Source organism: Brevibacterium aurantiacum (assembly GCF_900169065.1).
Lineage (GTDB): Bacteria > Actinomycetota > Actinomycetes > Actinomycetales > Brevibacteriaceae > Brevibacterium > Brevibacterium aurantiacum.
Map to the genome: position 1 here is coordinate 1 of NZ_FXZB01000025.1, position 13,668 is coordinate 13,668.

At 62.6% G+C, this 13,668-nt stretch carries 12 protein-coding genes; 7 read left to right on the plus strand and 5 right to left on the minus strand.

Features of this window, described 5'->3' with window-relative positions:
* Nucleotides 1-242: 242 nt before the first annotated feature.
* The 3 genes from BAUR9175_RS15705 to BAUR9175_RS15715 all read right to left on the minus strand — a co-directional run bounded on the left by BAUR9175_RS15705 (nucleotide 243) and on the right by BAUR9175_RS15715 (nucleotide 4,649).
* Nucleotides 243-1,130, minus strand: a complete 888-nt coding sequence (locus BAUR9175_RS15705) for an N-acetylneuraminate synthase family protein (RefSeq protein WP_101584393.1) — start codon at nucleotides 1,128-1,130, stop codon at nucleotides 243-245.
* On the minus strand, nucleotides 1,127-2,506 hold the full coding sequence (locus tag BAUR9175_RS15710) for an acylneuraminate cytidylyltransferase (RefSeq protein WP_101584395.1): 1,380 nt from the start codon (nucleotides 2,504-2,506) through the stop codon (nucleotides 1,127-1,129). The genes BAUR9175_RS15705 and BAUR9175_RS15710 overlap by 4 nt, the downstream gene beginning before the upstream one ends.
* A gap of 130 nt (nucleotides 2,507-2,636) precedes the next feature.
* Nucleotides 2,637-4,649 carry a dolichyl-phosphate-mannose--protein mannosyltransferase gene (locus BAUR9175_RS15715; RefSeq protein ID WP_257944350.1) on the minus strand — a complete coding sequence of 671 codons (2,013 nt, stop codon included), beginning with the start codon at nucleotides 4,647-4,649 and terminating at the stop codon, nucleotides 2,637-2,639.
* Nucleotides 4,650-4,779: 130 nt separating this feature from the next.
* Here BAUR9175_RS15715 and BAUR9175_RS15720 point away from each other — a divergent pair, with 130 nt between their 5' ends.
* From BAUR9175_RS15720 to BAUR9175_RS15745, 6 genes are all read left to right on the plus strand, one after another.
* The gene (locus BAUR9175_RS15720; protein WP_101584396.1) at nucleotides 4,780-5,400 is read left to right on the plus strand and encodes a DUF4190 domain-containing protein; all 621 of its coding nucleotides are present in this window, start codon (nucleotides 4,780-4,782) and stop codon (nucleotides 5,398-5,400) included.
* A 163-nt stretch (nucleotides 5,401-5,563) separates the two neighbouring features.
* Nucleotides 5,564-6,013 carry a DUF4190 domain-containing protein gene (locus tag BAUR9175_RS15725; protein WP_257944351.1) on the plus strand — a complete coding sequence of 150 codons (450 nt, stop codon included), beginning with the start codon at nucleotides 5,564-5,566 and terminating at the stop codon, nucleotides 6,011-6,013.
* 88 nt (nucleotides 6,014-6,101) lie between these two features.
* Nucleotides 6,102-6,587 carry a DUF4190 domain-containing protein gene (locus tag BAUR9175_RS15730; RefSeq protein ID WP_101584400.1) on the plus strand — a complete coding sequence of 162 codons (486 nt, stop codon included), beginning with the start codon at nucleotides 6,102-6,104 and terminating at the stop codon, nucleotides 6,585-6,587.
* Nucleotides 6,587-7,507, plus strand: coding sequence for a 16S rRNA (cytidine(1402)-2'-O)-methyltransferase (gene rsmI / locus BAUR9175_RS15735; RefSeq protein ID WP_180959260.1), 921 nt, complete (start codon nucleotides 6,587-6,589; stop codon nucleotides 7,505-7,507). Before BAUR9175_RS15730 ends, rsmI begins: the two co-directional genes overlap by 1 nt.
* A 146-nt stretch (nucleotides 7,508-7,653) precedes the next feature.
* Entirely contained in the window at nucleotides 7,654-9,369 is a 1,716-nt protein-coding gene (metG, locus tag BAUR9175_RS15740) for a methionine--tRNA ligase (protein WP_101584401.1), read from the plus strand.
* Nucleotides 9,369-10,289 (plus strand): TatD family hydrolase, encoded by a 921-nt coding sequence (locus BAUR9175_RS15745; RefSeq protein WP_101584403.1) that lies wholly within the window; start codon nucleotides 9,369-9,371, stop codon nucleotides 10,287-10,289. The genes metG and BAUR9175_RS15745 overlap by 1 nt, the downstream gene beginning before the upstream one ends.
* Before the next feature lie 126 nt (nucleotides 10,290-10,415).
* Here the strand turns inward: BAUR9175_RS15745 and BAUR9175_RS15750 are convergent, their stop codons facing one another.
* Nucleotides 10,416-11,441: an IS3 family transposase gene (locus BAUR9175_RS15750; RefSeq protein ID WP_101584410.1), complete on the minus strand. Its 1,026-nt coding sequence runs from the start codon at nucleotides 11,439-11,441 to the stop codon at nucleotides 10,416-10,418.
* Nucleotides 11,438-11,560 (minus strand): hypothetical protein, encoded by a 123-nt coding sequence (locus BAUR9175_RS19755; RefSeq protein ID WP_257944352.1) that lies wholly within the window; start codon nucleotides 11,558-11,560, stop codon nucleotides 11,438-11,440. Before BAUR9175_RS19755 ends, BAUR9175_RS15750 begins: the two co-directional genes overlap by 4 nt.
* A gap of 728 nt (nucleotides 11,561-12,288) precedes the next feature.
* Here BAUR9175_RS19755 and BAUR9175_RS15755 point away from each other — a divergent pair.
* Nucleotides 12,289-13,455 carry a resuscitation-promoting factor gene (locus BAUR9175_RS15755; protein WP_226824182.1) on the plus strand — a complete coding sequence of 389 codons (1,167 nt, stop codon included), beginning with the start codon at nucleotides 12,289-12,291 and terminating at the stop codon, nucleotides 13,453-13,455.
* The last annotated feature ends 213 nt before the right edge of the window (nucleotides 13,456-13,668 follow it).

The window sequence follows — 13,668 nt, forward strand, 5'->3', positions numbered from 1 at the left end:
ATGCGCTTTACGGGACGTCATTCAGCGTCGAGGACGGGACTGGAATCCGGAAAGGGTGGGGCGGACGATCAGGGTGAAATCCAGATCCAACACGCTGGCCCCATACACACATTCTTGCCGCTAACCCGGAACAGTCCACCTCGGCGAGGGGACACGAAATCGGCCCCACCACCTCGGCGAGGCGATGGGGCCGTAGTCGAACGATCAGACGATCGCGCGAAGGTTCAGACGATCAGGTCAGATTAGACGCTGACCTTGCGGAGGGAATCGATCTTCGACTCTTCGCCCGGCATGACGCGCTTCTCGCCGTCGCCGAAGGCGGTCTCGAGGACGCGGACTCCCTTGACGAGCGAGGTGAACTCGCGTGGTTCCATCGATGCGGACTGGTCCGAGCCCCACATCGAGGAGTCCAGCGTGATGTGGCGTTCGATGGTCGCGGCGCCCAGAGCTGCGGCGGCGAAGGAGATCTCGAGGCCCAGCTCGTGGCCGGAATAGCCCACGTTCACACCGTAGCGCTCGCGCATGGTGGTGATGGCCTTGAGGTTGACCTCTTCGGGAGGCAGCGGGTAGGTCGAGGTGGCGTGCATGAGGACCAGCTTGTCGCGGTCGAAGACCTCGACGGCTGCATCCAGTGTGGCCCAGTCGGACATGCCCGAGGAGCACAGGACGGGCTTGCCGGTTGCGGCGATGGCACGGAGAAGTTCGAAGTCCGTCAGCGAAGCCGAGGCGACCTTGTAGGTCAGGGCGTCGAACTCGTTTTCGAGGAAGTCCACGGAGTCAGTGTCCCAGGGGGAGGCGAACCACTGCAGACCGACTTCCTTGGCGTAGCGGTCGATCTCGGCATATTCTTCCTGGCCGAACTCGACGCGCCACTTGTAGTCGAGGTAAGTCATCTCGCCCCACGGGGTCGAGCGCATCTTCGACTTCTGGTGTTCGGGCACAGCCACATCGGGGTTGCGCTTCTGGAACTTCACGGCCTGGGCACCGGCGGTGACGGCGACATCCATGAGCTGCTTCGCGATTTCGACGTCGCCGTTGTGGTTGATGCCGATTTCGCCGATCATGTACACGGGCTGGTTCGGGCCGACGAGGTGGTTGCCGAAGGCCACTGGGGCGAGTTGATCAGTCATGAAACCTGCTTTCGATTGGTACGCAAACCTTCTGCGTGATTCGTGAGCAACGGCTGTTGCTGCTGGATGGATGGTCGGTGAGCATTGGTGTGGTGTGAGTCGGAGCTGAGCACCGATGTCAATGTTCGAGCCGGCAGCTGCTCCGTTGCTGAGTTCGGCACTGGGATGAGGTCGCAGACTTCGCGGACCGCTCCCTTTCCGCCGGGCCGATCGAGGATCACTCGAGCCGCTGCGAGCACCTTGGGGTGGGCGTCCGCGACTGCGATGGGCCAGCCGACGACGTCGAAGGCTTCGAGGTCGTTGATGTCGTTTCCGACGTAGGCCACTCGGGTCGCGTCGAGGCCCTGTTCTTCGATCCACGACTGCAGGACCTTTGATTTATTGTCGACGCCTTGAGTGACATCCACGTGAAGTTTCTCTGCCCTGCGAGTGACAACTGGGTTGCGTTCCTTCGACAGGATCATGACAGGCAGCCCTGACTTCACGAGGCGTGAGACTCCCATGCCATCGCCGCGGTGGACGCGAACCTGTTCGTTGCCGTCCTCGTCGACGTAGGCGCCGTCGTCGGTGTGGACTCCGTCGAAGTCGGTGACAAGGGCGTCGACGTCGATGACCTGCGCGGTCTCCTGTGTGGAGGCGATCGCGCGGACCAGCGACAGATCGGACATGTCGTCGATTTCGCGGGCGTGCTCGGGTGGGACCTCTTCGATCGTGACGCGACCGAAGAAGCGGTGCCCGTGCTCGATCAGACCATCAGTGCGCATGACGTAGAACGCGCCGGTCTCGTTGTAGTGCTTGGCCCGGTCCTGGCGGCGGGGTCGGAAGCTGGCTTCGTGCCCGACGGCGACTGCAGATTCGCCATCATCGAGGCGCCACAGGAATGAGTGGTCCTCGACGGCGGAGAACACGACGTCGGCGTCACCGTCACGGACCGCGGCAACTGCGTTGTCGATCGAGGCTGAGTCGATGAACGGCGAGGTGCACTGCATGAACACGGTGGTGTCGAATTCCTCGCCGAGGTTGGCCAGCGTGTAGATCAGTGCCGATTCGCTGGTCGCGGTGTCGCTGGCGATGTCAGCGGGACGGTGGGACACCTCGGCGCCGGATCGAATTGCCTCTGCGGCAATGCCCTCATGATCGGTCGAGACGACCACACGGTCGATGCTCGGCGTCGACTTGGCAGCGTTGATCGCGCGCGCCAGAAGCGAGACACCGGCGACCTTCTGCAGGTTCTTCAGCGGGATTCCCTTGGAGCCGCCCCGGGCGGGAATGATGGCCACGGCCCGATGCGGCCGTGCTGCGCTCTCATTGTCAGCGGGCGCTGTGGCCACGCCGTCGGTGGGCGCTGGGGGAGTCAGAGTCGATTGGTAGTTCACAATGATTCGACGCTAGCGACGGCATGTGGCCCTGAGGTGAACGAGCAATGTCGCCGAGGCGACACCTTCGTGGCGGGTGTGTGTCGAGGTGCCGGGGGCCGCGTCGGTTACCGGTTGTGGAGCTGAGCGGTCAGCGCCAGGTGACGTTCCACATGCGGTTGTTCCAGGCTTCGAACGGGATGACTTCGCCGGTGTAGATCGGCCAGAAGTAGGCGAAGGCCATGATCGCGGCCACGAGGATGAGCCCTACGGCCATCCGGCGTCCGAACAGTGGCCAGGGGATTCGAGTGCCGCTACCGGAGAACATGGGGCCACGCGGTTTGGGCGCGTGGTGGGTGGCATCGGCTGCCGGGTCTGCCGGGTCTGCCGGGTCTGTGGGGGCGGAAGAATCTGCTGGGTCGGTAGGGTCTGAATGGTCGCCGGGGCCGGTCGCGGAGGTGGCAGTCGCGGTGGGGGCAGACGCTGTGATGGGCACTCGGCCCCAGAGGAGGGTGAGGCAGTAGGTGAATGCGAGGACGACGAAGGGCACCATGACGATCGTGTAGAACGTGAAGATGGTGCGTTCCTGGTAGGCGAACCAAGGCAGCCAGGTGGCGGCGAGTCCGGCCAGGATGACGCCGGCGCGGACGTTGCGGCGGATGATCCAGGCAACCAGTGCGACGAGGATGGCGATGGGCGCCAGTCCCCAGATCACCGGATTGCCGACCGAGGTGATCGCCGCAGAGCAGTGCTCAACGGCGCATCCCATGCTCCCCTGATCAGGAGATTCGTAGTAGAAGGAGGTCGGCCGCCACTGGACGATCCACCCCCATGGGTTCGACATATAGGGGTGTTCCGAGTCCAAGCCGACATGGAACGAATATGCCGTGTAGTGATAGTGGGCCAGAGACGGCAGCCACAGCAGCCAGTCCGGTAGGGCACTCCACCAGCCGCCGTTCTCGAACGCCCACTGCCGGTCCCATGCATCGTCGGAGCGGATCCACCCGGCCCACGTGACGATGTAGGTCAGCAGCGCCACGGGCACGAGCTTGATGAAAGCAGGAATGCTGTCACGGATGAGCATGCCGAGCCAGGGGTGGACGATGCCGGCGCGGTGGCGCGAATGCACGTCCCAGGCGACGACGAGGATCCCGAATGCGGCGACGGCATAGAGCCCCGACCACTTCACTCCCATCGCCAGACCCAGGCTGATGCCTGCGGCGATGAGCCAGGGACGCACGCCGAGGCGGGGCCCGAAGTTGATCAGATCCTTGCCTCGCGAGGGGCGACGAACACGAGCTCTCGACGTCGCGACCGCCTCGGTGGGGGTGCGACGTTCTGAGTCGGGAGTAAGCGCATAGGACCGAGATCGGTCTGGGGGTCTGATTGAGGCCGTGTATGTGGCCAGTCGTTTCGTGACGAACTCTCGGTCGAGAATGATGAAGGCGAAGGCCAGGAGCACGAAGGCCATGAGGACGATGTCGAGCAGGCTGGTGCGCGAATGCACGAAATGCTCACCGTCGATCGAGAGCAGACCGGCTGCGACGCAGGCGAAGAATGCGGAGCGGAAGAGCTTCCACGCGATGAAGCCCATGAGGAAGATCGTCAGGGTGCCGACGATGGCGACTGAGAACCGCCAGCCGAAGGAGTCGTCGGCGCCGAAGAGGTGAATGCCGGCACCGATGATCCATTTGCCCAACGGCGGGTGGACGACATATTCGGGGGTCGACTCGATGACGCTCGGGTCTCCGGCGTTGAAGGAGTCATCGGCGTTCTCCGGCCAGGAGCGTTCGTAGCCGTACTTGAAGACGGAGTAGGCGTCCTTGACGTAATAGGTTTCGTCGAAGATCAGGCGATGGGGGAAGTCGAGATTGAAGAGTCTGAGGACACCGCCGATGGCCGTGATGATCAGCAGGGCCGGCCACATCCAGATCGGTGCCCGAGTCGCCCACATTCCGGCGGTGAAGGAGCGCCTGCGGATGGCGGCGGCATTGGCGCGGATCGATTCGCGCCGGTTTGCGCGTCGTTCTCGGGCGATGAGCTTGGTGGGAGCCGAGGTCGTTGTGGGCGAGGGGGCGCCGGTTTGGGAGTGTGTGGGGTCGGTCGACTCATCGATGGGGTCGGTGGACCGCCTCGGCGCCTGGGGATTGTCGGGTTGAGTCATTATCGTCAAGTTTAAGGTCCGAGGAGACGCTTGTTCCCATCTGGTCCTCAGAGTGAGTCGTCGGAGCATTGTCCTTCAGGCTGTCAGGACGACTAAGGTAGTCCTCAACAGGCGGCAAACGAATGAAACGGTGAAGAGCGTGTCCTACAACCCGAACTATCGCCCGAGCGATCCACCACAGGTCGGATCCCAACAGTTCAACAACGCCTACGGAGCGTCGCAGCCGCAGCCCGGGTACGGTTCAGGCCAGTACCAGGACCAGGGGCAGTATTCGAACCCGAACCAGTATTCGAACCCGAATCCGTATCAGCAGACCCAGTCCGGCCCCGCGGTCTACAGCCAGCCGGACGCCTACGGGTACAGCCAGCCGGGCGCGTACAGCCAGCCGATGACCTACGGGGCGCCGATGATGATGGTGCGCCCGAAGGTGAACACCCTGTCGGGCTGGGCGATGTGGATGGGCATCATTGGACTCGGCGGCGGCTTGGTCTGCAGCATCCTCTCAATGGTCCCCGTCATCGGCATACTGTTCTCGATCGTGGCGATGTTCCTGTGGATCGCCCCGATCCTCGCCGTCATCTTTGGCCACGTGTCCCGTGGCCAGATCAAGAGGACCGGCGAAGATGGCCGCGGTCAGGCCACCGCCGGGCTGGTCATGGGCTACATCGGCATCGGCTTCGCTCTGCTGATGATCGTCATCTTCGTCGGCGTTCTGGGCCTCGGGGTCCTCGCTGCGGGGCTGAGCTACTGAGGGAACGTCAGGATCGTCTCCTGACACCGTTGGTGCAGGATTGCAACAGGTTTGGCCCGTTCGTAGCCGGGCGGCTCGATAGCGTTGTAGTCAGACGCAAGGGGAACATCTCTCCAGCAGGGATCATCCCGTGAGCAGCCACGACAACAGGAGCGAACCAGATATGTACACTCGGCAACTGCCCGCCCGCAGCAACAACGCAGCTTCGGGTCACTCGGCTTACGGGACCCACCCAGGCTATTCCGCCTATCCAAATTCGGCTGCCTACGGATCCAATGTCGGGTTCGGGCCCAACCCCGGATTTGCTGGCCCAGTGACGTACATCTACCAGCCGATCGCGCCGACCAACACCGTGGCGATCGTCGCCATGGTGCTTTCGCTCGCAGGGGCCATGACATCATTTGTCCCTGCAGGCATCGCCGGGATCGTCATGGGCCACATCGCCCGCAAGCAGATACGCAAGCGCGGTGAACGCGGAGACGCGCTGGCACTGACGGCGCTCTGGGCAGGTTACCTTGGTGCTGGATTCTGGCTGATCTTCTGGGGCCTCTACATCGGGGTTATGGTGCTCGCAATCATGATGGGCGTTGCTGCCGAAGAAGCGACCTACTGACTGAAATGAGACTCATCTGTAACAACCTCACCTTTTGTCGCAGAGGTCGACTCGGTACCGTTGTAGGCATACGCAAGGAGATCGCGCCATGAGCAGTCAGAATAACTGGAACAATCCAGACATGTATTACCAGCAGCCGCAGTCGGGCCCCGCAACGGGCAGCGGCTACAACAACGCGAATGCCAACTACGCGAATGCCAACAACGGCGCTGCGAGCTATAACCCCAACGCCGCATATGGTGCCAACACCCAATACGCCGCTGGAGGACCCGGAGCGGCGTATGGCTACCAGCCGCTTCCGCCCACGAACACGATGGCGATCATTGCCCTCGTCGCCTCGATCTTCGGAGTGATGAGCAGCTTCTTCCTCGCAGGCATCGCCGGAATCATCATGGGCCATATTGCCCGTAAGCAGATTCGACAGTCCGGAGAGCGTGGAGACGGAATGGCCGTCGCCTCCTTGTGGGTCGGCTATATCGGCACCGCACTGTGGCTGCTGTTCTGGGTCGGCTACGTCGGAATCATGGTTCTTGTCTTCGGAGTCGCCATGGTCGGTGCGGGGTCAGCCGGTTGATGTCCGGGAGCCCGGACACCGATGGCAACGATGACTTCCTCGTCGATGATGATGCCTCTGAGCCAGCGAGTGTCGATCCTGCCTCGGCCTCAGCGGGCGGCAGACTCGTGCTGGTCGGGACTCCGATCGGCAACCTCGGCGATGCGAGTGAGCGTATGCAGCGTGCCATCGAAACAGCCGATGTCATCGCAGCCGAGGACACCCGCCGTTTCCTGTCGCTGACGCAGCGTTTGGAACTCACGCACACCAAACGTGTCATCAGCGTCTTCGATCACAACGAACAGTCTCGGGCGCCCGAGCTCGTCGAGCTCATTCGCTCCGGGCAGACGGTTGTCCTGCTCAGCGATGCGGGAATGCCCGCCGTCTCGGACCCCGGGTACCGCGTCGTCAAGGCATGCGCGGAGGCCGGACTGCCGATCACCTCCACGCCGGGACCCTCTGCCGTGCTCATGGCGCTCGCCGTCTCCGGACTGCCCAGCGACAGGTTCAGCTTCGAAGGCTTCCTGCCGCGCAAATCCGGGGCACGCAAGAACCTCCTCGAAGAACTGCGCAGTGAGAAGCGGACCATGGTGTTCTTCGAAAGCCCCCACCGCATCGCCGACACGATGGATGACTTCCTTACGGTCATCGGTCCAGACCGGCCCATGAGCATCAGCCGCGAACTGACGAAGACCTACGAGGAGACCATGCGGGGGACCGTGTCCTCGCTGCGTGACCTTGCGGCAGACGGACTGCGTGGGGAGCTGGCTCTTGTCCTCGCAGGAGCCACCGCGGTCGAGACGGCCCCGGAAGATCACCTCGACACCGTCGGCGAACTCGTGGAATCCGGAGTTCGCGCGAAAGATGCTGCAGGGCAGGTCGCGAAGCAGTTCGGACTGTCCAAACGTGAGGTCTACGAGGCCTGGCTGCACCGGGAATGAGACCCGAGGGCCCCTCCGAGTTGCGGAATTGCGCGTATGAGGGTGTGGATAGACCTGAGCACCGCACCCACCCGTGCGCGCTCGGGGGTCGAGTCTCACGGACCCTTGCGCGCCTGCGGCCTGGCGTCCCTTAGACTGAGTGACCTATGGGTTATTACTTGACGACAGCTATCGCTTACCCCAATGGGGCCATCCACATCGGGCACGCATATGAGTACATTGCGGCCGATACGATCGCGCGGTTCAAGCGCCTCGACAATCACGAGGTGTTCTTCGCAACCGGCACCGATGAACATGGTCTGAAGATGCTGCAGGCGGCGAACAAGCTCGGCATCTCGCCCAAGCAGCTCGCCGACGACAACGCGAAGAACTTCCGCGACACTCAGCTCGCGCTCGGTTCCACGTTCGACCGCTTCATCCGCACCACGGACGAGGACCACTACGAGGCGTCTAAGGCGATCTGGCGCAAGCTCGAAGAGTCCGGCGACATCTACCTCGACACCTACGCTGGCTGGTACTCCGTCCGCGATGAGGCCTTCTACACGCAGGATGAGACCGAGGTCGTCGACGGTGTGCGCCTGTCGAAGGACACCCGCACCGAGGTGACCTGGACGGAAGAGGAGTCCTACTTCTTCCGCCTCTCGAAGTACCAGGACAAGCTGCTTGAGCTGTACAAGACCCACCCCGAGTTCCTCGGCCCCGATTCGCGCCGCAACGAGGTCGCCTCATTCGTCGCCTCGGGCCTGAAGGACCTTTCAGTCTCCCGCACCACCTTCGACTGGGGAGTGCCGGTGCCCGGCAACGAAAAGCACGTCATGTACGTGTGGATCGACGCCCTGACGAACTACCTCACCGCCGCCGGATACCCGAACGACGAGGACCGCCTCAGCAAGTGGTGGCCCGCCGACGTTCACATCATCGGCAAGGACATCATCCGCTTCCACAGCGTCTACTGGCCCGCGTTCCTCATGAGCGCCGGCATCGAGCTGCCCAAGCGCGTCCACGCCCACGGGTTCCTCTTCAACGCCGGTGAGAAGATGTCGAAGTCCGTCGGCAACGTCGTCGATCCCATCGACCTCGTCGACGCGTTCGGCCTCGACACCCTGCGCTTCTTCCTCTTCCGCGAGTTCTCCTACGGCAATGACGGGTCCTACACGAAGGACTCGATCATCACCCGCAAGAACTCCGACCTCGCCAACGAGTACGGCAACCTCGCCCAGCGCTCGCTGTCGATGATCGCGAAGAACTGCGAGGCACAGGTACCGCAGCCAGGTGAACTGACCGAGGATGACGAAGCCTTGTTGGCGATGGCCCGCGCGGTCCCGGACACCGCTCGCCGTCACGTCGACACCCAGGCCCTCCACCTCTACGTCGAGGCCTGCTGGAAGGTGCTCTCCGAAGCCAACCGCTACTTCTCCGCCCAGGAACCCTGGAAGCTGAAGAAGACCGATACTGACCGTATGGCCACTGTGCTGTGGGTGACGATCGAGGTCGTGCGCATCATCTCGATCCTCATCCAGCCCGTCATGCCCGACTCCGCCGGCAAGATCCTCGACCTCCTCGGCGTGCCCGAGGGCGTCGGTGAAGCCGGTGCGAAGGTGCTGCCGACTGCGACTGACAGTGGTGCCGGCGCCGAGGCGATGGCCCCCGTGACCGTGAGCGCCGGAGTCGGCGTCGCCGCAGGTGCCGCATCCGCAGCGGCGGGCATCGCACCGATGGCCGCGGCATCCGCCGAGAACGGTGTCAATGCCGCCGAGGTGGATCCGCGTTCATTCGCCGCAATCGACTTCCCGCTGGAGCCAGGCATCCCACTGCCGAAGCCGGTCCCAGTGTTCCCCAAGTTCGTGGAGGAGACCGAATAATGGCCTCTCGCGCCGCCGGAACCTATCCTCCGGTGCCTGAGCCGCTTGCCCACCCTGTAGTCGACACCCACACCCATCTCGACATCTGCACGGGTGCGCGGCTGCCATTGGGGGCTGGCGAACCCGAGCCCGAGGTGAGACCTGCCGAGGACGAGGAGTTCCCGAGCCTCGACTTCTTCTTCGATACCGCCCAGTCAGCGGGTGTCGAGCGCATCGTGCAGATCGGCTGCGACCTGCCTGCCGCACGGTGGACGACCGAGCTCGTCACGCAGCAGTCGGTACAAGGCAGAACGTGGATGCTCGGCGGTGCGGCTTTGCACCCGAACGAGGCACCGAGGCTGGCCGAACGCGGCAGGCTCGACGATGCCCTCACGGAGATCGAGTCACTCGTGGCCTCCAACGACCGCATGCGCGTGGTGGGGGAGACGGGACTCGACTACTTCCGCACCGGCGAAGACGGTGTCGCCGAGCAGCAGCGCTCCTTCCGTGCCCACATCGAGATCGCCAAACGCACGGGCAAGGCCCTGCAGATCCACGACCGTGAGGCCCACGCCGACGTGCTGCGCATCCTCCGCGAGGAAGGTGCCCCCGAGGTCACGATCTTCCACTGCTATTCCGGCGACGAGGCGATGGCCCGCGAGTGCGCAGACGCCGGGTACTACATGTCCTTCGCCGGGAACCTCACGTTCAAGAACGCGGATGAACTCCGACGTGCGGCGGCTGCGGCTCCACTGGATCGGCTGCTGACCGAGACCGACGCTCCGTTCCTCACCCCGCACCCGCACCGCGGCAAGCCCGGCGGCCCGTACCTGACCGCGGTCACGGCGCGCATGCTCGCCGAGGTACGTGGAATGAGCGAAGAGGACCTCTGCGCCGCCGTGTGGAAGAACGCGGAGACCGCGCTCGGAAGCTGGGCCTGAACAGCCGACCAGCTAAACAACTTAACGACAGCCTCGGCGCGGTCGCGGGCAACAATGGCAGCCCCCGCGACGCTCGTTCGCCGACACACCGGTGTCGCGCCGAAACCCCTGTGCACACGGTATATATCAAGCTGTTTGTGACAGCTCGGTGTTTTCTGGGCTATTGATGCCGGCGTGAGTCGGCGGGCCAGCGACTACAGGGTAGTTGTGGAATCGTTCTGGGTGCGCGCAGTGACGAGCCTCCAAAGTGGCTTGGCGACGAGCTCGAACGAGGTCAGTGCGTCCGTGGTGAACATCGTTGGGTGTGTAGTACTTCAAGCCGCTGTGGCGGTGGTTGGCGTTGTAGTCAGCGATGAACGCGGCCATGTAGTCACGAGCATGGTCGATGGATTCGAACCGGTCGGGAAAGCCCAAGTGGTACTTGATGGTCTTAAACGTCGACTCGCTAAACGGGTTGTCATTCGAAACCCTGGGCCGGGAAAAGGACAGCTTGATCCCCAGGGACTGAGCGAACTGGACAGTCGTTGCCGCTCGCATGGGACCACCGTTATCGGCGTGCAACACGTCAGGGTGCTGCTGGTTAGCTGCCACGGCCTGATCGATCATCGCCCGGGCGTAGATGGGTATTTCGGACGTCTCAACCCGGTGGCCAACGATCTTGCGGGAGAAGACATCCACGATGGCGTAGAGACGATAAATGACCCTGCCGGGACCGCGCAGCATTGTGATGTCCCAACTCCACAGCTGGTTCGGTGCGCACGCGGCATGGACCGGTTTAGGCCGCTTGGGTTGGCCTCGACGGCGCTGGGCGCGACGGTCGCCGTTCTGCCCGTGTGCGGCCACCACTCGGTGAGCCGTCGACGCGGAAAACGGCACCTGTCCGGCATCGAGCATCCGCCAATACGCCTGGGTGACAGACAGATTCTCGTAGTCTTCGGAGTTCAACAGCGCCATGAACGCGTCTGCCTCGGCCGTGGTGATCCGGCTCGGGTAGTCGCGTTCCTTCTGCGGGACGTGCACCCCGGCCGGGGCCGAGGGATTCTGGTGGCGATACCAGCTCGTGCGGTGCACGCCCATCAACTCGCAGGCGGCCTTGATAGACCAGCCTGCCCCGACGAGATCGCCGATGAACCGGTACCCGATTGCCTTCACTGTGGCGGGTTCATCCAGTCCGGCCTGGTCTCCTCGACCTCGGGCAGCGTCAGGTCTGTCGAGGCCGCGCTCTTGGACATCGCGCCCAAGAGCGCGGACGCTTTTCCCAGTATGTCCACTGCCGCCTCAGACTTGGCCAGCCTGGCCTTCAGCGCCTCGTTCTCGGCCTGGAGCTGTGTGAGTTGCTTCTTCTCAGCGGCTTTGAGCTTGTTGTCGCTGGGATAGCCGATCCGATCGAGAGGTCAGGCAACCATTCTCTCGGTCGATGAACCACTTATGGATAGTGCCGGGGTCGACCCCGACAGTCCGGGCCAGCTGGGCTTTGGAACCCATCTCGATGCATTTGTCATATTCGTCCAGGATCTCGAGTTTCTGGGCCGTGGTGAAATGTCCGTGATTCGAGGAACGGGACGGAACTTTAAAAGACATAACAGACTTCTCTCCCCGCCAGTGTGGTCAGATAACTGTCACAAAACAGCCTGACACAGAGGGCACACAGAGTGGTTTCGGCGCTCCAGCGATGTATCGACACGGCCAGCCGATCAGCCACCTCGGTGGGGCTGAGGATGACGCGCGATCAGCCACCTCGGCGGGTAAATGTCACGATTGTGACGAAGCCCGGAAACACGGGGAAGTCCTGGTGAGAGCGCCAGCTCAGGCACCCTCGTTGTTACATGTTCGTAATGTTTTGCGTATCTTGTAACGAATCGGTTACAGTGGATGAGTTGATGACCTCTGCCCCAGGGATATTTTTGTGATTGATTTTCTCAAGAACCGCAAAGTGCAAATTGCTGCACAGGCGGTAGTGATTACCGGACTCGTGGGTGGCACGGGTGCCGTGGTGACCATGAACAAGCCAGTGACATTGGATGTCAATGGTCAGGCCGAAGAGGTTCGGACCTTCGGTGGAACCGTGGGGGACGTCCTCGACAGCCGCGACCTCGACATCGAGAAGCGCGACAAGGTCAAGCCAGGCGTAGACAAGAAGATCTCGCGGGATATGACGATCACCGTCAATACCGCGAAGAAGCTTTCGCTGTCCGTCGACGGCAAGGAAAGCGACGAGTGGACCAACGCGAACACCGTCGGTCAGGCGCTGGCCGACCTCGGTGTGGACGCGAAGGGCGCCGACCTCAACGCTAAGCCGAACCAGAAGCTCAAGGAACAAGGCAATGACATTGACGTGACGACCGCTAAGGACATCACGATTGTTGCCGATGGCAAGGACCACAAGGTCTCAGCCGCAGCGGAAACCGCCAAGGAAGCCCTCGGCGAGACCAAGTTGAAGCTCGACAAGGACGACTTCATGTCCGTTCCCCTCAGCTCGAAGGTCTCCGACGGCCAGGTCCTCACCGTGAACCGTGTGAAGAACGACACGGTCAAGGAGAAGGAAGCCATCAAGGCCAAGACCGAGACCAAGAAGTCTGACTCCCTGTACCAGGGTGAGACCAAGGTCGAAGAAGAGGGTAAGGACGGCCAGAAGCAGGTCTCTTACAAGGTCAAGACCGTCAATGGCGAACAGGTGAAGAAGGAGAAGAAGGACGAGAAGGTCCTCTCCGAGCCCAAGGCCAAGGTTGTCATCGAGGGCACCAAGAAGAAGGAAGCCCCCGAAGCCCCCGCAGAGAAGCCTGACGACTCCGACAACGGTTCGGACGCCGGAACAGGCGACGGCGGCTCTGACGAAGGTTCGGGCGGCTCCGACGACGGTGACAAGAGCACCGGTGGCGGCGGCTCCGGCTCCGGTGGTGGCGACATGAGCACCCAGGAGATCAAGGACATGCTCGGCGGACCAGGATCCAAGTGGTACCAGGTTGCCAAGTGCGAGTCTGAGTTCAACCCGAAGGCTGTGAACCAGTCGAACCATGCACACTTCGGTCTGTTCCAGTTCAAGCTCCAGACATGGCAGAACATGGGAGGCAGCGGCAATCCGGTCGATGCCAGCCCGCAGGAGCAGTTCGATCGTGCCAAGAAGCTGCAGCGTGAAGCCGGCTGGAGCCAGTGGGCCTGCGCCTGATCGCAGAGCGCGACTGCTGACCTGCAGTAAGCGACATGCTGAACTGAAGCGATAAGGTCACAGACGACAGCCACAGGTACGGACCCGGAAGATCATCTTCCGGGTCCGTACCTGCATTCACGAGAGGGGCACCTTGCAGCGGAAGGTGCCCTAACTTTGCCGCCGGCAGGGTCGCCTTCGAACACCTTTCCTGGGGTTTCGGGCACCTTTCCT

Bases quoted from the DNA above. Each gene is read 5' to 3' on its own strand.
- BAUR9175_RS15705 (WP_101584393.1), bottom strand. From the start codon at position 1,130: ATGACTGATCAACTCGCCCCAGTGGCCTTCGGCAACCACCTCGTCGGC.
- BAUR9175_RS15715 (WP_257944350.1), bottom strand. From the start codon at position 4,649: ATGACTCAACCCGACAATCCCCAGGCGCCGAGGCGGTCCACCGACCCC.
- BAUR9175_RS15725 (WP_257944351.1), top strand. From the start codon at position 5,564: ATGTACACTCGGCAACTGCCCGCCCGCAGCAACAACGCAGCTTCGGGT.
- BAUR9175_RS15730 (WP_101584400.1), top strand. From the start codon at position 6,102: ATGAGCAGTCAGAATAACTGGAACAATCCAGACATGTATTACCAGCAG.
- rsmI (WP_180959260.1), top strand. From the start codon at position 6,587: ATGTCCGGGAGCCCGGACACCGATGGCAACGATGACTTCCTCGTCGAT.
- metG (WP_101584401.1), top strand. From the start codon at position 7,654: ATGGGTTATTACTTGACGACAGCTATCGCTTACCCCAATGGGGCCATC.
- BAUR9175_RS15745 (WP_101584403.1), top strand. From the start codon at position 9,369: ATGGCCTCTCGCGCCGCCGGAACCTATCCTCCGGTGCCTGAGCCGCTT.
- BAUR9175_RS15755 (WP_226824182.1), top strand. From the start codon at position 12,289: ATGAACAAGCCAGTGACATTGGATGTCAATGGTCAGGCCGAAGAGGTT.